The sequence below is a fragment of the Amycolatopsis sp. NPDC102522 genome (genome assembly GCF_055584485.1).
This window is the reverse complement of the sequence record NZ_JBVJLY010000016.1, coordinates 64,352-82,294: the sequence shown is the minus strand read 5'-3', so window position 1 is coordinate 82,294 and position 17,943 is coordinate 64,352. Positions and strand designations below refer to the sequence as shown.

General features: G+C 69.1%; 14 protein-coding genes. 8 read left to right on the top strand and 6 right to left on the bottom strand.

Annotation, left to right across the window (positions count from 1 at the left end; all coding sequences use genetic code 11):
* Positions 1-133: 133 nt before the first annotated feature.
* On the bottom strand, positions 134-541 hold the full coding sequence (locus tag ACZ6YV_RS30445; protein WP_465512871.1) for a Rid family hydrolase: 408 nt from the start codon (positions 539-541) through the stop codon (positions 134-136).
* A gap of 48 nt (positions 542-589) precedes the next feature.
* Between ACZ6YV_RS30445 and mtnA the strand changes: the two genes are divergently transcribed.
* Positions 590-1,555 carry an S-methyl-5-thioribose-1-phosphate isomerase gene (mtnA, locus tag ACZ6YV_RS30440; RefSeq protein WP_465512870.1) on the top strand — a complete coding sequence of 322 codons (966 nt, stop codon included), beginning with the start codon at positions 590-592 and terminating at the stop codon, positions 1,553-1,555.
* On the opposite strand, the gene ACZ6YV_RS30435 is transcribed toward mtnA, so the two are convergent.
* From ACZ6YV_RS30435 to ACZ6YV_RS30425, 3 genes are read right to left on the bottom strand one after another with little or no spacing between them, the layout of a single operon-like run.
* Positions 1,552-2,772, bottom strand: coding sequence for a GNAT family N-acetyltransferase (locus tag ACZ6YV_RS30435; protein WP_465512869.1), 1,221 nt, complete (start codon positions 2,770-2,772; stop codon positions 1,552-1,554). The two genes, mtnA and ACZ6YV_RS30435, sit on opposite strands and share 4 nt — an antisense overlap.
* Before the next feature lie 54 nt (positions 2,773-2,826).
* Positions 2,827-3,042 carry a ferredoxin gene (locus ACZ6YV_RS30430; protein WP_465512868.1) on the bottom strand — a complete coding sequence of 72 codons (216 nt, stop codon included), beginning with the start codon at positions 3,040-3,042 and terminating at the stop codon, positions 2,827-2,829.
* Between the two features lie 2 nt (positions 3,043-3,044).
* The gene (locus tag ACZ6YV_RS30425) at positions 3,045-4,235 is read right to left on the bottom strand and encodes a cytochrome P450 (RefSeq protein ID WP_378241554.1); all 1,191 of its coding nucleotides are present in this window, start codon (positions 4,233-4,235) and stop codon (positions 3,045-3,047) included.
* A 127-nt stretch (positions 4,236-4,362) separates the two neighbouring features.
* Between ACZ6YV_RS30425 and ACZ6YV_RS30420 the strand changes: the two genes are divergently transcribed.
* Both ACZ6YV_RS30420 and ACZ6YV_RS30415 read left to right on the top strand, forming a co-directional pair.
* Entirely contained in the window at positions 4,363-4,929 is a 567-nt protein-coding gene (locus ACZ6YV_RS30420; RefSeq protein WP_378241555.1) for a TetR/AcrR family transcriptional regulator, read from the top strand.
* 41 nt (positions 4,930-4,970) lie between these two features.
* The gene (locus tag ACZ6YV_RS30415; RefSeq protein WP_465512867.1) at positions 4,971-5,885 is read left to right on the top strand and encodes a phosphotransferase; all 915 of its coding nucleotides are present in this window, start codon (positions 4,971-4,973) and stop codon (positions 5,883-5,885) included.
* A gap of 72 nt (positions 5,886-5,957) precedes the next feature.
* Here the strand turns inward: ACZ6YV_RS30415 and ACZ6YV_RS30410 are convergent, their stop codons facing one another.
* Positions 5,958-8,747 carry an FAD-binding and (Fe-S)-binding domain-containing protein gene (locus tag ACZ6YV_RS30410; RefSeq protein ID WP_465512866.1) on the bottom strand — a complete coding sequence of 930 codons (2,790 nt, stop codon included), beginning with the start codon at positions 8,745-8,747 and terminating at the stop codon, positions 5,958-5,960.
* A 309-nt stretch (positions 8,748-9,056) separates the two neighbouring features.
* Here ACZ6YV_RS30410 and ACZ6YV_RS30405 point away from each other — a divergent pair, with 309 nt between their 5' ends.
* From ACZ6YV_RS30405 to ACZ6YV_RS30395, 3 genes are all read left to right on the top strand, one after another.
* On the top strand, positions 9,057-9,536 hold the full coding sequence (locus ACZ6YV_RS30405; RefSeq protein ID WP_465512865.1) for an Lrp/AsnC family transcriptional regulator: 480 nt from the start codon (positions 9,057-9,059) through the stop codon (positions 9,534-9,536).
* Positions 9,537-9,667: 131 nt separating this feature from the next.
* Positions 9,668-9,937, top strand: coding sequence for a hypothetical protein (locus ACZ6YV_RS30400; RefSeq protein WP_378241562.1), 270 nt, complete (start codon positions 9,668-9,670; stop codon positions 9,935-9,937).
* 40 nt (positions 9,938-9,977) lie between these two features.
* The gene (locus ACZ6YV_RS30395) at positions 9,978-10,544 is read left to right on the top strand and encodes a GNAT family N-acetyltransferase (protein ID WP_465512864.1); all 567 of its coding nucleotides are present in this window, start codon (positions 9,978-9,980) and stop codon (positions 10,542-10,544) included.
* 125 nt (positions 10,545-10,669) lie between these two features.
* On the opposite strand, the gene ACZ6YV_RS30390 is transcribed toward ACZ6YV_RS30395, so the two are convergent.
* Entirely contained in the window at positions 10,670-11,338 is a 669-nt protein-coding gene (locus tag ACZ6YV_RS30390; protein ID WP_465512863.1) for a YigZ family protein, read from the bottom strand.
* A 559-nt stretch (positions 11,339-11,897) separates the two neighbouring features.
* Between ACZ6YV_RS30390 and gltB the strand changes: the two genes are divergently transcribed.
* Together gltB and ACZ6YV_RS30380 are read left to right on the top strand one after the other, a co-directional pair.
* Positions 11,898-16,436: a glutamate synthase large subunit gene (gltB, locus tag ACZ6YV_RS30385; RefSeq protein WP_465512862.1), complete on the top strand. Its 4,539-nt coding sequence runs from the start codon at positions 11,898-11,900 to the stop codon at positions 16,434-16,436.
* Positions 16,429-17,880 carry a glutamate synthase subunit beta gene (locus ACZ6YV_RS30380; protein ID WP_465512861.1) on the top strand — a complete coding sequence of 484 codons (1,452 nt, stop codon included), beginning with the start codon at positions 16,429-16,431 and terminating at the stop codon, positions 17,878-17,880. The genes gltB and ACZ6YV_RS30380 overlap by 8 nt, the downstream gene beginning before the upstream one ends.
* Positions 17,881-17,943: the final 63 nt, after the last annotated feature.

Here is a 17,943-nt window from a genome sequence, read left to right as displayed (position 1 = left end):
CCCGGGGGCCCGCCGCCCCCCCCCCGCCCCGCGCGATCCCCCCACAACCCGCCGGGGGGGGGGGCCGGGGGGTCGGGTGGGGGGGCGGTGGGCCCCACCCCCCCCCCCCCCCCCCCCACGACCCACGGGACGGTCAGGCCGTGGCGGCGGTGACGTCGAGTTCGACGAGCTGCCCGGGGTAGCCGAGCTGCGCGACGCCGAGCAGGGTGCTCGCGGTCGTGAAGGCCTCCCCGATCTCCGACTCGACGAACCGGTCCCACACGGCCGAAAGCACGTCGGCGTCCGGCGTCACCACGTAGACCACCGTGCGCACGACGTCGGCCGGGGTCGCCTTGGCGAAGGCGAGCGCGGCGGCGGTGTTCGCGACGACCTGGTCGACCTGGGCGAGCACGTCACCCTCGACGACCTTGCCGTCTTCGGCGAGCGGGCACTGGCCGGCGAGGTGGACGTCCCGCCGCCCTTCGACGATGGTCACGTGGTGGTAGGTGGGCGTGGGGTGCAGTCCGGGCGGATGGTGGCGTTGAATGGTCACGAGCCGCATCCTGTCCGAGGCGGCCGCGGCCGGACAACCGGATTTCACGGGGGAGCCATGCGCAGGACGATCGACTGGACCGGCGACGCGGTCACGATCATCGACCAGACCGTGCTTCCCGCCGAGTATCGCGTACTCGAACTGCGCACGGTCGGCGAACTCGTCGGCGCCATCCAGCGGCTCGCGGTCCGCGGGGCACCGGCGCTCGGCGCGGCGGGCGCGCTCGGCGTGGTGCTCGCGACCCGCGCGAGAGGTGACGTCGAGGCCGAGGCGCACCGCGTCGCCCAGGCCCGCCCGACCGCGGTCAACCTGAGCTGGGGCGTCTCCCGTGCGCTCGCGAAGCTCCCGGAGGGGCCGGAAGCCGTCCTCGCCGAAGCGCTGGCGATCCTCGACGAGGACGAGCGGATCAACCACGAGGCTTCCCGGCTGGCGGCCGAAGTGGTGCTCGAACACTGCGAGCGGCGGCCGTTGCGGCTGCTCAGCCACTGCAACGCCGGCCACCTCGCGACGGTTTCCTGGGGCAGCGCGCTCGGCGTCGTCTGGCATCTGCAGACCCGCGGCCTGGTCGAATCCGTGCTGGTCGACGAGACCCGGCCGCTGCTGCAGGGGGCCCGCCTGACCGCCTGGGAACTGGCCGAAGCCGGTGTCCCGTACCGGATCCAGCCCGACGGCGCGGCCGCCGCCGCGATGAGTCGCGGCCTGGTCGACTGCGTGCTCGTCGGCGCCGACAGGATCGCCGCCAACGGCGACGTCGCCAACAAGATCGGCACCTACGGGCTGGCGATCGCGGCGAAGTACCACGGGGTCCCGTTCGTGGTCGTCGCCCCTTCGTCCACTGTGGACGCCGCGATGCCGGACGGCGCCGGGATCGTGATCGAGGAACGCGATCCCGGCGAGGTCCTGAGCTTCGGCGGTACGACGGTCGCCCCCGAAGGCGCCGAGGTGTTCAACCCGGCTTTCGACGTGACGCCGCACGAGCTGATCACCGCGGTGGTCACCGAGCAGGGAATCCTGAACGGCTAGAAGGATTCCAGGCAGGACGGCTCACGGTCGGTGGCGAAAGCCATCGTCGCCCGCGAAACCGCCCCCGCGGTCCGCTCCTTGATCCGGCCCGCCGCGGCCAGCGTGCTCGGCCGGGTGCCGCCGAGGAAGATCGCGCCGAGGTCGATCACGTCCAGTTCCAGATCCGGGGCGTCCTCCACCTTGGTCACCTCGGCGTTCCCGTCGGCGTCGGCGACGAGCCGCCAGTTCCCGGTGTTCCACGGGCAGAAGGCGTCGTGCACGCCGAACACCAGATCCACCGGAGCGCTGTAGCGGCGGGTGACCAGGGCGCGATCGACGTCGACGAGCCGCACCCACAGCGAGTCTCCGGCGGACCGGCTCATCTTGCGGGGATCGGCGAGGAGGTGGATGAGCGGTTCGTCGAGGGCGGCGAAAACCTCGATGGTGCCGATCAGGTCGTAGTCGAGCAGGAAGCGCCACAGAGTCGCGTACGCCTGAGGTGTGGTCGCGACGAGTTCTTGCAGGCTCAGCGTTCCGCGCGGACCTTCCTCGTCCCAGTCGCTCTTCACGCGATAGATCGCGTAACCGTCCGACAGCACGGCGAACTTCATCTCCGTCGCGCCGTCGCGCCGGATCTCCCGGTCGTCGAGGATGAACTCCCACGTCGATTCGGGCCGGTCGAGTGCGCCGACCCGCATCGGTGCCTCTTTGTCGTAGATCGCTTTGAGCAGCGGGATCGCCTCCTCCCGCCCGACTTCACGCACCCGCTCGGCCTCGAGTTCGACGCCGGGCCGGAACGCGGCCTTCGACCGGACCTTCGCCCGGTAGAACTGCGCCCCGAGGCCGTAGCCGAAGCGGGAGTAAATGACCGATTCGGACGCCCACAGCGCGGCGATCGCTTCACCGCCGTCCTCGTGCAGGCCGTGCAACTGCGCCCGCATGATCCGGGTGAGCACGCCCCGCCTGCGGTGGCCCGGGGCGACCCCGACCGAAGTCACCGCGGCGAGCGGCGTCTGCCCGGCGCCGGGAACGGTGATCTTGCGGGTGAGCAGTTCACCCGATCCGATGAGTTCGTCTCCGTCGAAGACGCCATGCGAACGCTCAGGCTCGAACACCAGCCCTTCGCGGTACTGCAGTCCTTCCGCGTTGTCCGAGAGGAACGCCCTCACGAGCACGGAGGAAAACGCGGGCAGGTCGTCGGTGGTCAGGGTTCGGATGGCCAAGCTGTCATCGCTCACCCCAGTCGTCCTACGCCGTTTCACCGACGACCGCCACGCATTAACGGGCGACGATCAGGGCCGCGGCCCGATCACCTCACCCTTTTCCAGCACCTCGATGGCCATGGCGGGGCAGGAGTCCGCCGCGTCCAGCACCATCTCGTCCGGACTCACCTCCCCCTCGGCCACCGTCGCCGTCGCGCCTTCGAGTTCGAAGACCTCCGGCATCAACGCGGCGCACATTCCCGAGCCGATGCACGTGTTGCCATCGACCTCGACTTTCCAGCTCATGCTCACCATCCGATCGGCATGGAGCGGGGCCCCCGCACCAGCATCTGCGTCTTCCACACGATATCGCCGTCAAGGCGCAGTCCGGGAAGATCTCGCAGCAAAGCCCGCAAGGCCTCCTGCAGTTCGAGCCTGGCGAGCGGGGCTCCGAGGCAGTGGTGCACACCGTGCCCGAAGCCGAGGTGGGGATTGGTTTCCCGGCCGAATTCGAGGGTTTCCGCCGAGGTGAACTGGAGCGCGTCCCGGTTGGCGGCACCGATCGCGACCATCACCGGCTCGCCTTCCTTCACCAGCACGTCACCCACCTGGATGTCTTCGGTGGCGTAGCGGGCGAACCCGGCTCCGGCGCCCAGCGGGATGAACCGCAGCAGTTCCTCGACCGCGGCCGGGATCAGGTCCAGGTCCGCGCGCAGGCGGGCGAGCTGCTCCGGCTGTTCGAGCAGGGCGTAGACGAAGTTGGGGATCTGACTGGCGGTGGTCTCGTGCCCGGCGACCAGGATGCCGATGCACATGTCGACCAGTTCCAGCTCGCTCAGCTTGTCGTGGACGTCGCGCGCTTCGATCAGCGCGGTCATCAGGTCGTCCTGAGGCTCGGCGCGGTGCTGCTCGACGAGCACGTGCATGTACGCCCGCAGCTCGTCCTGGTTGGCCATCATCTCTTCGGTGGTCAGCGGGCTGGTCGACAGCGCGGCGTCGCTCCACACGCGGAACTTCGGCCGGTCCTCGACGGGGACGCCGAGCAGTTCGCAGATCACCGCGACCGGGATCGGCAGCGCGTAGTCCTCGACCAGGTCGACAGGCTGCCCCTTGGCCTTCATGTCCTCGATCAGGCCGGCCGCCAGCTCGGCGACCCGCGGCCGCAGCGTTTCGACCCGGCGCATGGTGAACGCCTTCGCGACCAGCGTGCGCAGCCGGGTGTGATCGGGCGGGTCCATGCTCAGGATCCCGCCGGGCCGCCTGCCCGGCGCCATCCTCGGCTCGTCCTTGTCCACGGACATCGCGCGGGAGAAGCGCCGGTCGCCCAGCACGAGGCGCGCGTCGGCGTAGCGCACGGCGAGCCACGCCGGCTCACCGTGCGGGAGGCGGACACGGAGCATGCCCTCGGCGGCGCGGGCGGTGGCGTAGGCCGCGTCGAGTTCGAGTCCCGCGTCCTGGTTGAACGGATAGGTGACGAATTCGCTGTCAGTGGTGGTCATTTGTCCGGAAACCCCCCGGCTCGGCGGTTTGTAAGCAACTGCTTACAACGCTAACCATGATCACGGTGAGCGTCAATGCGCCTACCGTGCGACGTCCCGTTAGCCTGTGCGGACCCGGGGAGGCTCGATGACGGAAGAACCGCAGGTCCGCAAGCGCGACTCGGCCGCCACCAAGGCGGCCTTGCTCGACGCGGCGGCCTCCCTGTTCGCCGAGCGCGGCTTCGACCGGACGACGGTGCGAGACATCGCGAAGCTCGCCGGAGCCAACCAAGCGCTGCTGTTCCGCTACTTCGGCTCGAAGGACGCGCTCTTCGAAGAGGTCCTGGCGCGCGGCGGACGCGAGCAGATCGCCACCACACCACCGGACGAACTGCTCGGGACGGCGTTGCGCAGCATGCTGGAGTCCGACGCCAGGCGCGATCGCACCCTCGACGCCTACCTGCGCTCGACGGGGCACGACAGCGCCGCGGCCGCTGTCCGGCGGCAGCTCGGCGAGGAGTACGCGAAGGTGCTCGCCACGCTGACCGACTCCGACGACGCGGATCTGCGGGCCGACCTCATCCTGGCCTGGCTGCTCGGGATCGGCCTGGTCCGCGAGATCACCGGCAAGGAGCCGCTGGCCAGCGCGGATCCCGACGACGTCTGCCGCCTCGTGCTCGGCGCGGCGCGGACGCTGCTGGAGCGCAGCGGGTAATTGCGTCGCCGTCCCCGGCCCGCTGTTCTACGGTCGGTTCCGTGACCTCGTTCCCGCCCGCCGGCACCGAAGCCGAGTTCGACGCGCTGACCAGGCAAGACCTGCTTCCGGCGGTGACGTCGCTGACCGGGTCGCTCGGTCTCGGCGAGGTCGTCCCGTTCACCGAGGGCTCGCTGCCGGTGTACGCCGTCGGCGACGACCTGGTGCTCAAGCTGTTCCCGCCGGTGCACCTCGACGAACTCCCCACCGAACGGACGATGCTCGAGGTCCTGCACGGGAAGCTGCCGATCCCGACCCCCGCCGTGCACGGCGTCGGCGAGCGGGACGGCTGGGGCTACGTACTCATGGAACGCCTGCGCGGCGAAACGCTGAAGGACGCCTGGCCGAAACTGTCCACAGAGGACAAGACCCGGCTCGCTCCCGAGCTCGGCGAGGCGCTGGCCGCCCTGCACTCGCTGCGAGACCCGCGCCTGGACGTCCTCGATCCGCCGGACTGGGCCGCGTTCGTCGCCGAGCAGCGCGCGAACGTCGTCGAGCATCACCGCCGGACGGGTCTCGCCGAAAGCTGGATCGCACAGATCCCGGCGTTCCTCGACTCCGTCGAGCTGGGCAACCCACCCGTCGTCCCGCTGCACACCGAGTTCATGCGCGACCACGTCCTGGTCGCCCACGACGGCGAACGTCCGCGGCTGACCGGGCTCTTCGACTTCGAACCGGCGATGCGGGGCGCGGCCGAGTACGACTTCGTCGCCGTCGGCCTGTTCGTTTCCGGCGGGGACAAGGACTTCCTGCGGCGGCTGCTCGCCGGGTACGGCGCCGAACCGGACGAGGAGTTCTCCCGGCGCTGCCTGGCGTACGCGTTCTTGCACGTCTACAGCAATTTCACCTGGTATCTCAAGGTTCTTCCGGCGCCGGAAGAACCGACGCCGGAAGCCCTCGCTCGCGCTTGGTGGTGAGCTCACGCTGGTCGTGAGTGGTAAGTGTCGTTAGAACGACACTTACCACTCACGACCACCTCGACCGACGCCTCACTCGTCCCGCCAGTCAGGTAGCGCGCGTCGCAGCAGCTCGGCCAGGTGCAGTGCCCGCCGCCCGTCGAGCTGCTCGATCTGCGTCCGGCAGCTGAACCCGTCCGCGACCACTTCGGTGCCCTCGGCGGCGGCGCGGATCGCGGGCAGCATGCGATCTTCGGCGCAGGCGACGGAGACGTCGTAGTGCCCGCGTTCGAAACCGAAGTTTCCCGCCAGCCCACAGCAGCCGGAGTCCATTGTGGAATTGTGGACACCCGCGGCGCGCATCGCGGCCTCGTCGGCATCGAAGCCGAGCACGGCGTGCTGGTGGCAGTGCACCTGGCTGAGCGCTTCGACGTCCAGGGACCGGAATTCCAGCGGCGAGTCCTCGACGAGTTCGGCGAACGTGCGGGTGCGCTCGGCGAGCAGTGCCGCCACTGGGTCGCCAGGCAGGAGGGCCTCCAGGTCACCGCGGAAGAGCGCCGTGCAACTCGGCTCCAGCCCGGCCACCTGGTATCCCGCCCGCAGATACGGTTCGAGGACGGAAAGCGTGCGGCGCAACACGTTCTTCGCCACATCGAGCTGTCCGGTGGACACCCAGGTGAGGCCGCAGCAGACGCCTCGATCGGGCAGGACGACGTCGTAGCCCGCCGCGGTGAGCACCTCGGCGGCGGCGTCGAGGACATCCGGGGTGAGGTAGTTGTTGAAGGAGTCCGGCCACAGCACGACAGGCCGGGAACCGGTCGCCCAGCGCTTGAGATCCGCGCGGCGCCGCGTGAACGGCGTCTTCGCGAACGTCGGCAGGTCCCGCTCCGGCGCGATCCCGCCGAACTTCTTCAGCAGCCCGGAGAACCGGCGCGACATCGTGTTCGCCAGCCGCGGCGCCAGCGAGGCCGCGCGCAGCCACATCGGGAGCCAGCCCATCGAATAGTGCGAAGCCGGGCGCAGCCGCCCCTTGTGATGCTGGTGCAGGAATTCCGCCTTGTAGGTCGCCATGTCGACGTCGACCGGGCAATCGGACAGGCAGCCCTTGCACGACAGGCAGAGATCCAGCGCCTCGGCGACCTCCTCCGAGCGCCAGCCGTCGGTGATCAGCTCGCCGTTCACCATCTCGGCGAGCAGGTGCGCGCGGCCCCGCGTCGAGTGCTTCTCCTCGCGCGTGGCGCGGTAACTCGGGCACATCACGCCCGCTCCGGTGGTGTTGCGGCATTTCCCGACGCCGACGCAGCGCCGCATCGCCTGCCCGAAGCTCCCCTGATCCTCCGGGTACGCGAGCGCGGTGACGTCTTCGAGCTCCAGCGGCGCGCGCCGCACCCGGAGATCGGCGTCGACCGGCCGGGGGTTCACCAGGATGCCCGGGTTCATCATGCCCGCCGGATCGAAGATCCCCTTGAACCGCGCGAAAAGCGCGAGGATCTCGGGGCTGTACATCCGGGACAGCAGCTCCGAGCGGGCCTGGCCGTCACCGTGTTCGCCGGACAGTGAGCCGCCGTGCGCGGCGACCAGGTCGGCCGCTTCTTCAAGGAACGACCGGAACCCGGCGATCCCTTGCGGGGAAAGCAGATCGAAGTCCAATCGCAGGTGCAGGCAGCCTTCGCCGTAGTGGCCGTAGACCACGCTTTTGCGGCCGTGCTCGCGCATGAGCTGCTTGAATTCCCGCAAGTAGGCGCCCAAGCGCTCGGGCGGGACGGCCGCGTCCTCCCAGCCGGGCCAAGCCTCCTCGCCCCCGGCAAGCCGGGTCGCCAGGCCGGCGCCCTCTTCCCTGATCCGCCACAGCCGCTTCTGCGCGGCCGCGTCGTCCAGCAGCGCGGATCCGGTCAGCGCGCCGCGCAGTCCGTCGATCAGCCCGCGTGCCTGATCCGGATCGGCCATCTCGACGAACAACCAGGCACCGCCCGGCGGAAGCCCGTCGGCGCGGCCCGGCTCCAGCAGCGCGACGAGGTCCGCGTCGACCCCTTCCACGGTCAGCGGCGACCACGGCAGGATCGCCGGGACGGCGTCGGCGGCGGCGATGTCGGACTCGAAGCCGAGCACCGCGAGCACCTTGCGTTTCGGCATCTCGGCGAGGGAGACCGTCGCCTCCAGGATGGTGACGCAGGTGCCCTCGCTGCCGACCAGTGCCTTGGCGACGTCGAACCCGTTCTCCGGCAACAGGTGTTCCAGCCCGTACCCGGACACCCGCCTGCTGAAGGAGGACAGTTCGGTGCGCAGGAGCGCCAGGTTTTCGTGCACGAGAGCGCGGAGTTCCGAGAAGACGCGGCCTTCGGTTCCGGGCTTGGCCGCTCGTGCGTCCACTTCGGACGGTGAGGTCGGGCCGACGGTCATGCGGGTGCCGTCGTAGAGCAGCACGTCCAGCTCGCGGACGACGTCGACCGTGCGGCCGTAGGCGACCGAATGCGATCCGCAGGCGTTGTTGCCGATCATCCCGCCGATCGTGCAGCGCGAATGCGTCGACGGGTCGGGGCCGAACCGGAGCCCGTGCGGCGCGGCGAGCCCTTGGAGGTGGTCGAGGACGGTTCCGGGCTCGACCCTCGCCGTCCGCGCTTCGGGATCGAGGCCGAGGACGCCGCCGAGGTGACGCGACGTGTCGACCACGACGCCGGGCCCGCACGAGTTGCCCGCGACGCTGGTGCCGCCGCCGCGGGCGATCACCGGCAGCCCGGCCTCCCGGCAGGCGGCGACGGCCGCGATCACCTCGCCGGCACTCCTCGGCAGCACCACACCCTTCGGCACGTGCCGGTAGTTGGAGGCATCGGTCGTGTACAGCGCCAGTGTCGCGGCGTCGGCCAGGATCTCCACGGAGTCCATTCAAGACAACCGCGGGCCCCGCTGCATAGTCGCACCCTCTCCGGTCGGGTATGTCCGAAAGCCGCTCCGGTGTGCGATCGTGAGCGCGTGACGGCGAGATGGCAGGTCACCGAAGACCTCGCCGCCGAGCACAGCGCGGTGCTCGGCGGGCTTCTTCGCGACCGCGAAGAGCTGCTCGCGACCCTCCTGTACGGACATTTCGCTTCCTCCCACGCAATCTGTCGACTAATTGAGCTGAAGTTAGGCTGATCGTCAGGCTTGAAGGAGTCTTGCCGAACGATATTCGGCAGACCGGGGAAAGGGGTGGACATGGACGAACTCGATTCGGCGATCATCCGGGAACTCCAGGCGGATGCGCGGCAGTCGAACCGCGACATCGCCCGCAAGGTCGGCGTCGCGCCGTCGACCTGCCTGGAACGGACCCGGCTGCTGCGGGAACGCGGCGTCATCCGCGGGTATCACGCGGACATCGACCTGCGGAGCCTCAACCGTGGCGTGCAGGCGATGGTTTCGGCGCAGGTACGGCCGCTGAGCCGGGAGGTGATCGACTCCTTCCAGCGTTCGGTCTCCGAATTGCCGGAGGTCCTTTCGGTCTTCGTCACCGCCGGCAGCGACGATTTCCTGATCCACGTCGCCGCACAGGACGTCGAACAGCTCCACGCATTCCTGGTGGATCGTTTGTCGAAGCGCAAAGAGATCGTCGGTTTCCGGAGTTCGATCATTTTCCGGCATCTGCGCAAGACCGAGCTGGAACCGCTTCCGCGCCGAATACCAGGGGACAGCCCGTAGGGGGGCACCCCTGAATACGCGACTCGCCACCCCTAAGTCCGCCCGAAATCCAAGACTTCGCACCGGAGAAGACGGAAACTGTCGGGGGTGTGGGTTTGACTGTGAACAGCGAACCGGAAAGGAGGCGCGCCATGGACGTTCTGGCAGAGCTGAACCATCGTGAGCGGGCCACCCTGAGAGCCGTGGCCGAGGGCCACGCCGAGATCAGCTGCAGCTGCGAGCCGGACCTGTTCGTCGATGGTCTCGCCTGCTGCGACCAGCACACCGCGCACCGCCTCGCCCACCTCGGCCTGGTGGCGCCCGCCAGGGGTGGCAGGTGGGGCGAGCGTGTTCCCGCCCTGCTCACCGAGGCCGGAGTGGAGGCGCTGAAGGGTCTCACCAGCCCTGGGGTGGCCGCTTAAACAGGTTGCCCGGGCGTCCTCGCGGCGCCACGCTTTGGCGATGCGTGTCTTTCTGGAGACCGAGCGGCTCCTGTTGCGGCAGTTCACCGGCGCCGACGTCGACGACCTGTTCGCGCTCTATGACGACCCCGAAGTCATGCGCTATCTCAACGGGGGAGAACCAGCCGATCGGGTGGAGATCGAAAACCGTGACCTTCCCGCCTTTCTCGGTTACTACGAGCGTTTCCCCGGTTACGGGTTCTGGGCGGCGATCGAGAAATCCGGCGGGGCATTCCTGGGGTGGTTCCATTTCCGCCCGCTGCGCGGTCATCACACGGACGATCCCGAACTCGGGTACCGGCTGAACCGGTCTTCCTGGGGCAAGGGGTATGCGACAGAGGGGTCACTCGCGCTCTTGGAGAAGGGCTTCACCGAATTCGGGGCGACGCGGATCTGGGCGGCGACCATGGCGGTGAACCTGGGCTCCCGGCGGGTGATGGAGAAGATCGGGATGAGGCACGTCCGGACCTTCCACGAGCACTTCGACGACCCGATCCCCGGAACCGAGGAGGGCGAGGTCGAGTACGCCATCACCCTGGACGAGTGGCGGTCCCGCACTCGCCCGTGACCAGACACGTCACTCGCGTGATCAAGCACGTCACTCGCGTGATTGAAGCCGGAACTCACGTGTTCAGCGGCGTAACTCTCGAGTTCCGCCGCTGAACACGTGAGTTACGGCTCTGATCACGCGAGTCACGGGGTGGGGAGCCAGGTCTCGCCGATCTCCTCGGCGAGGGCCTCCCCGCCGGTCAGATCGGCGAGCCAGGCATGAAATGCCTCGCCCTGATCCGGCGCGAGCCCGACGTCGAAGTGCGCGACGTCCTCGAACCGCGTCGCGTGCAGCAGGTACGGCGACGAGCGGATGTCGTTCTCCAGCCGCCCGGCCCGGTCGTAGTCGACGACGACCTCCACCAGCCGCAGCCGCCGGTACTCCCGTACCCCGATCGCGTCGACGGCCTCCGAGACGGCCTGCCCGTACGCGCGGATCAGACCGCCGGCGCCGAGCAGGACCCCGCCGAAGTACCGGGTCACCACCGCGACGGTGTCGGTCAGCTCCCGGCGCCGGAGCACCTCCAGCATCGGGATACCCGCCGTCCCCGCCGGCTCGCCATCGTCACTGGACCGCTCGATTCGAGGCACTCTTTCCCGCCGAGAATCCATCGAGCCGGCGCGGCCGTCGGCGCCCAGCACGAACGCGTGACAGTGGTGCCGAGCCGCCGGATCGGCCTTCTTCCTGGCCGCGATCACCGCACGGGCGGCCTCCTCCGAGGTGACCGGGGCGAGCGCGCAGAGGAAGCGTGAACGCCGTATTTCGATCTCGTGGACCCCGGTGCCCGCCACGGTGAGATAACGATCCGCCATCGGCCAAGCCTCTCAAACCGGGCAGGTCGCTCTGCCGTTCGGGCGATACGACCGTCACCCCAGGTCACCGCGACACCGGTGAAACTCACCCCAATGCGCGATCCAGGTCACACTATCGGGCGAGGTGAGCGAGCGTTTACGCAGGTCAGCGCGCTAATGCACCACTCAGTGGACACATCATTCCAGCCAGTGGGCAGATGATGTTTGAAGTCAACGCCCGCGTGGCATTTCCCACCCCGACCAAGCGACGTATGTCGATAACAGCGATTTCACACTATCGTCATAAGACCGGCGAACCCGGGAGTAATACGTGCGCCCCGCCTGCCCTCCACCACAACGGTCCGGCGGCACCCGGCGCGCGGCAGTACACATGAGACACAAAAGCGCATCGGCCGCCCAGTGCAGTGCGGCTCTACGAGGCCTGTCCCCGTTTCGCGGGCAGGATCGTTCCCTCTCGACTGACCATCGCGGTCCCGGACCACTTCGTTAGCAGGTTCGCTTTCGAACCACTCGAACGGAGTGTTACCGGTCGCGCCGACGCCTTGGGAGGCGGCCAGCCGTGACCCACCATGCCAGCAACAAGGGCAGCAAGGCCCCCGAAGGCCTGTATGACCCGGAGTTCGAGCACGACGCCTGCGGTGTCGCGTTCGTCGCCGATCTCTCCGGGAAGCGCGATCACGGCATCGTCGCCAAAGCGCTGATAGCGCTGCGGAATCTGGAACATCGCGGAGCCCGCGGCGCGGATCCGGAAACCGGCGACGGCGCCGGGATCCTCATCCAGGTCCCCGACGAGTTCTATCGCGAGGTCGTCGACTTCGACCTGCCCGAGCCCGGCGCGTACGCCGTCGGCACGGCTTTCCTTCCGCAGGAGGAGATCCCGCGCGGCCGCGCGATGACGACCATCGAGCGCGTCGCCGCCGAAGAAGGCATGCGCGTGCTCGGCTGGCGCGACCTGCCCGTCCACACGGAACACGTCGGGACGGGCGCGGCTGAGACCATGCCGCACTTCAGCCAGCTGTTCCTGGCAGGACAGGACGCGCTGGAGGGCCTCACCCTGGAACGCGCCGCGTTCGTGGTGCGCAAACGCGCCGAGCACGAACTCGTCGAGGAAGACGTGTACTTCCCGAGCCTGTCGTCGCGGACGATCGTCTACAAAGGAATGCTCACCGAGCCGCAGGTCGAGAAGTTCTTCGCCGACCTCACCGACGAGCGCGTCACCAGCGCCATCGGCCTGGTGCACTCCCGCTTCTCCACCAACACCTTCCCGTCGTGGCCGCTGGCGCACCCGTACCGGTACGTCGCCCACAACGGCGAGATCAACACCCTGCGCGGCAACCGGAACTGGATGGACGCGCGTGAGGCGCTGCTCGAATCCGACCTGATCCCGGGTGACCTCAAGCGGGTCTACCCGATCATCACGCGCGGCGCGAGCGACTCGGCGTCCTTCGACGAGGTGCTGGAGCTGCTCCACCTCGGCGGCCGGTCGCTGCCGCACGCGGTACTGATGATGATCCCGGAGGCCTGGGAGAACCATCAGGAGATGGACCCCGCGCGCCGCGCGTTCTACGAGTTCCACTCGACGCTGATGGAACCGTGGGACGGCCCCGCGCTGGTCTCCTTCACCGACGGCACCCAGATCGGCGCGGTGCTCGACCGCAACGGCCTGCGCCCGGCGCGGTACTGGGTCACCGAAGACGGCCTCGTCGTCCTCGCCAGCGAGGTCGGCGTGTTGGAGCTGGAGCAGTCCACGATCGTCCGGAAAGGACGGCTGGAGCCGGGCCGCATGTTCCTCGTCGACACGGCCGCCGGCCGGATCGTCGAGGACGACGAGATCAAGAACCAGCTCGCCACCGAGCACCCGTACGACGAATGGGTCGAGGATGGCCTGCTCCCGCTCGAAGGGCTTCCCTCGCGGGAGCGCGAGATGCCGCCACACACGGCGCTCGTGCGCCGCCAGCAGGCTTTCGGCTACACCGAAGAGGAACTCGACGTCCTGCTCGAACCGATGGCCCGCACCGGTGCGGAGCCGATCGGCTCGATGGGCAACGACTCCCCCATCGCGTCGCTGTCCAGCCGCCCGCGGCTGCTCTTCGACTACTTCATCCAGCTCTTCGCCCAGGTGACCAACCCGCCGCTGGACGCGATCCGCGAGGAGCTGGTCACTTCGCTCGGCACCCAGCTGGGCGCGGAGCCGAACCTTCTGGAGGCCGGCGCGAAGTCGTGCCGCCGGATCGTGCTGCCGTTCCCGGTGCTGGACAACGACGAGTTCGCGAAGCTGGTGCACGTCAACGACGACGGCGACCTGCCGGAGTTCCAGGCGGTCACCGTTCAGGGCACCTACGACGTCCACGGCGGCGGCGAGGCGCTCGTGCGACGGCTCGCCGAGATCCGCGCCGAGGTGTCCGCGGCCATCGCCGAGGGCGCCCGGCTGCTCGTGCTGTCCGACCGCGGGATCGACGAAGACCACGCGGGCATCCCGTCGCTGCTGCTCACCGGCGCTGTCCACCACCACCTGGTGCGGGAGAAGACCCGCACGCAGGTCGGCCTCATCGTCGAGGCCGGTGACGCGCGCGAGGTGCACCACATCGCGCTGCTGATCGGCTACGGCGTCGCGGCGGTCAACCCGTACCTCGCGATGGCGACCGTCGAGGGGATGGCCGGCCGGGGCCTGTTCCCTGGTTCCACCGCCAAGCAGGCCACCGCGAACCTGATCAAGGCGCTGGGCAAGGGCGTCCGCAAGACGATGTCGAAGATGGGAGTGTCCACAGTGGCCTCCTACACCGGCGCGCAGATCTTCGAGGCGGTCGGGCTCGGCGACGAGGTCGTCCAGGACTGCTTCACCGGCACCACCTCCCGGCTCGGCGGCGTCGGCTTCGACACGCTGGCGCTGGAGGTCGCCGAGCGGCACCGCCGGGCGTTCCCGCGCGACGGGTTCCGCGCGAACCACCGTGAGCTGGAGACCGGCGCGGACTACCAGTGGCGTCGCGAGGGCGAGCCGCATCTGTTCAACCCGCAGACGGTGTTCAAGCTGCAGCACTCCACCCGCGCCGGGAAGTACGAGGTCTTCAAGGAGTACACGAAGTCCGTCGACGACCAGGCGCAGAAGCTGTACACGCTGCGTGGGCTGTTCGACTTCAAGGTCGGCAAGCGGCCCGCGGTGCCGATCGAAGAGGTCGAACCGGTCTCGGAGATCGTCAAGCGGTTCGCCACCGGCGCCATCTCCTACGGCTCGATCTCGTCGGAGATGCACGAAACCCTGGCCATCGCGATGAACCGGCTCGGCGGCAAGTCGAACACCGGTGAGGGCGGCGAGGATCCGGACCGGCTCTACGACCCCGAGCGCCGCAGCGCTGTCAAGCAGGTCGCGAGCGGCCGGTTCGGCGTCACCAGCGAATACCTGGTCAACGCCGACGACATCCAGATCAAGATGGCGCAGGGCGCGAAGCCCGGCGAGGGCGGCCAGCTGCCCGGCGCGAAGGTGTACCCGTGGATCGCGAAGACGCGGCACTCCACGCCGGGTGTCGGGCTCATCTCCCCGCCGCCGCACCACGACATCTACTCGATCGAGGATCTGGCGCAGCTGATCCACGACCTCAAGAACGCCAACCCGGCCGCGCGCATCCACGTGAAGCTCGTGTCCGAGGTCGGCGTCGGCACGGTCGCGGCCGGTGTCTCCAAGGCGCACGCGGACGTCGTGCTCATCTCCGGGCACGACGGCGGCACGGGCGCTTCCCCGCTGTCGTCGATCAAGCACGCGGGCGGACCGTGGGAACTCGGGCTCGCCGAGACGCAGCAGACGCTGCTGGCCAACCGGCTGCGCGACCGGATCGTCGTGCAGACCGACGGCCAGCTCAAGACCGGCCGTGACGTCGTCATCGCCGCGCTCCTCGGTGCCGAGGAGTTCGGTTTCGCGACCGCGCCGCTGGTGGTGTCGGGCTGCATCATGATGCGCGTGTGTCACCTCGACACCTGCCCGGTCGGCGTCGCGACGCAGAACCCCAAGCTGCGCGAGAAGTTCAGCGGCAAGGCCGAGTACGTGGTGAACTTCTTCGAGTTCATCGCCCAGGAGGTCCGGGAGTACCTGGCGGAGCTGGGTTTCCGGTCCATCGCCGAGGCCGTCGGCCACGCGGAGATGCTCGACAAGCGCAAGGCGATCGACCACTGGAAGGCCGCCGGTCTCGACCTGTCGCCGATCTTCCACGTGCCCGACTCGGCTCCCGCCGGGCTGCGCCATCAGCAGACTGTGCAGGACCACGGGCTGGAGAAGGCGCTGGACAACACGCTGATCCAGCTCGCCGAGGGCGCGCTGTCGTCCGGGGACAAGGTGCGGCTGGAGCTGCCTGTCCGCAACGTGAACCGGACCGTCGGCACCATGCTCGGCCACGAGCTCACCAAGCGGTGGGGCGGCGAGGGCCTGCCGGACAACACGATCGACGTCACCTTCACCGGGACCGCCGGTCAGTCGTTCGGCGCGTTCGTGCCCAAGGGCATCACCCTGCGGCTCTTCGGTGACGGCAACGACTACGTCGGCAAGGGCCTGTCCGGTGGACGGCTCGTCGTACGGCCGCCCGAGGTGGCGCGGTACAACGCCGAAGAGCACATCATCGCGGGCAACGTGATCGGTTACGGCGCGACCAGCGGCGAGATCTTCATCCGCGGCAAGGTCGGCGAGCGGTTCTGCGTGCGCAACTCGGGCGCGCTGGCCGTCGTCGAAGGCGTCGGCGACCACGGTTGCGAGTACATGACCGGCGGCCGCGTGGTCGTGCTCGGCAGCGTCGGCCGCAACTTCGCGGCCGGGATGTCGGGTGGCGTCGCCTACGTGCTGGATCTGCCGGCGCACCGGATGAACCCGGAGATGGTCGACATCGACCCGCTGGATTCGTCCGATGTGGACTTCCTGCGCGAGGCGCTCGAAAAGCATTACGACGAAACGGAGTCCGCGGTCGCGCGTGCGCTGCTCGCCGACTGGGACGCCGCCGTCGACCGGTTCGGCAAGGTCATGCCGAAGGACTACAAGCGGGTGCTCGCGGCGCAGGCTGAGGCCGAGCGCGACGGGCGTGACGTGAACGAGGCGATCATGGAGGCCGCACATGGCTGACCCCAAGGGCTTTCTGACCACCACCCGCGAGACGCCGACGAGCCGTCCCGTCGACCTGCGCCTGATGGACTGGCGCGAGGTGTACGAGGACTTCGCTACGTCGAAGCTGCAGAAGCAGGCCGGGCGCTGCATGGACTGCGGTATCCCGTTCTGCCATCAGGGCTGCCCGCTCGGGAACCTCATCCCCGAGTGGAACACCCTGACCTGGCGCGACGATTGGCGCGACGCGGCCGACCGGCTGCACGCGACCAACAACTTCCCGGAGTTCACCGGGACCCTTTGCCCGGCGCCGTGCGAGACGGCGTGTGTGCTCGGGATCAACGACGATCCCGTCACCATCAAGCGGGTCGAGATCTCGATCATCGACCGGGCCTTCGAAGAAGGCTGGGTCACGCCGCAGGAGCCGGTCACGCGGACCGGCAAGAAGGTGGCCGTGGTCGGGTCCGGGCCGTCGGGACTCGCCGCGGCGCAGCAGCTCACGCGCGCGGGCCACAGCGTCGTGGTCTTCGAGCGGGCCGACAAGATCGGCGGGCTGCTGCGCTACGGCATCCCCGAATTCAAGATGGAGAAGCACCGGCTCGACCGTCGTCTGGACCAGATGCGGGCCGAGGGCACGGAGTTCCGGACCTCGGTGAACGTCGGCGTCGATCTCACCGTCGAGGAGCTGAAGTCGTCCTACGACGCGGTGGTCCTCGCCGGCGGCGCGACGGCGTGGCGTGACCTGCCGATCGACGGCCGCGAGCACCGGGGCATCCACCAGGCGATGGAGTTCCTGCCGCCCGCCAACCGGGTCGCGGCCGGTGAGCTGGACGTGTCGCCGATCAGCGCCGAGGGCCTCGACGTCGTCGTCATCGGCGGTGGCGACACCGGCGCGGACTGCGTCGGGACCTCGCACCGCCAGGGCGCGAAGTCGGTCACGCAGCTGGAGATCATGCCGAAGCCGCCGCTTTCGCGGTCCGGCGCGCACCCGTGGCCGACGTACCCGATGATCTACCGCGTCTCGTCCGCGCACGAAGAGGGCGGCGAGCGGCTGTACTCGGTCAACACCCAGGAGTTCGCCGCCGACGCCGACGGCCGGGTGCGGGCCTTGAAACTCATCCAAGTACGCAATGAGGGCGGCAAGTTCGTCCCGGTCGAGGGCACCGAGAAGGAGCTTCCGGCGCAGCTGGTGCTGCTCGCGATGGGCTTCGTCGGCCCGGAGCGGGAAGGTCTGCTGGAGGCGCTCGGCGTCGAGCTGGACCAGCGCGGCAACGTGGCCCGGGACAAGGCGTTCAAGACCAGCGTCGACAACGTGTTCGTGGCGGGTGACATGGGCCGCGGCCAGTCGCTCATCGTGTGGGCGATCGCCGAAGGCCGCTCCGCCGCGGCCGGGGTGGACGCGTTCCTCACCGGACGGGACGTCCTGCCCGCTCCGATCGCTCCGACCGACCGGCCGCTCACGTAGGTCTCCCCTCTCACGCATTCAGTCCTCTGCTTGCGGTGGTTCGACGACGAACTATCGCAAGTA

What these genes read in the sequence shown, in the direction of transcription:
- ACZ6YV_RS30430 (WP_465512868.1), bottom strand. Translation starts at nt 3,042, where the DNA reads ATGAGCTGGAAAGTCGAGGTCGATGGCAACACGTGCATCGGCTCGGGA.
- ACZ6YV_RS30445 (WP_465512871.1), bottom strand. Translation starts at nt 541, where the DNA reads ATGCGGCTCGTGACCATTCAACGCCACCATCCGCCCGGACTGCACCCC.
- ACZ6YV_RS30380 (WP_465512861.1), top strand. Translation starts at nt 16,429, where the DNA reads ATGGCTGACCCCAAGGGCTTTCTGACCACCACCCGCGAGACGCCGACG.
- ACZ6YV_RS30395 (WP_465512864.1), top strand. Translation starts at nt 9,978, where the DNA reads ATGCGTGTCTTTCTGGAGACCGAGCGGCTCCTGTTGCGGCAGTTCACC.
- ACZ6YV_RS30405 (WP_465512865.1), top strand. Translation starts at nt 9,057, where the DNA reads ATGGACGAACTCGATTCGGCGATCATCCGGGAACTCCAGGCGGATGCG.
- mtnA (WP_465512870.1), top strand. Translation starts at nt 590, where the DNA reads ATGCGCAGGACGATCGACTGGACCGGCGACGCGGTCACGATCATCGAC.
- ACZ6YV_RS30400 (WP_378241562.1), top strand. Translation starts at nt 9,668, where the DNA reads ATGGACGTTCTGGCAGAGCTGAACCATCGTGAGCGGGCCACCCTGAGA.
- ACZ6YV_RS30390 (WP_465512863.1), bottom strand. Translation starts at nt 11,338, where the DNA reads ATGGCGGATCGTTATCTCACCGTGGCGGGCACCGGGGTCCACGAGATC.
- ACZ6YV_RS30425 (WP_378241554.1), bottom strand. Translation starts at nt 4,235, where the DNA reads ATGACCACCACTGACAGCGAATTCGTCACCTATCCGTTCAACCAGGAC.
- ACZ6YV_RS30420 (WP_378241555.1), top strand. Translation starts at nt 4,363, where the DNA reads ATGACGGAAGAACCGCAGGTCCGCAAGCGCGACTCGGCCGCCACCAAG.
- ACZ6YV_RS30410 (WP_465512866.1), bottom strand. Translation starts at nt 8,747, where the DNA reads ATGGACTCCGTGGAGATCCTGGCCGACGCCGCGACACTGGCGCTGTAC.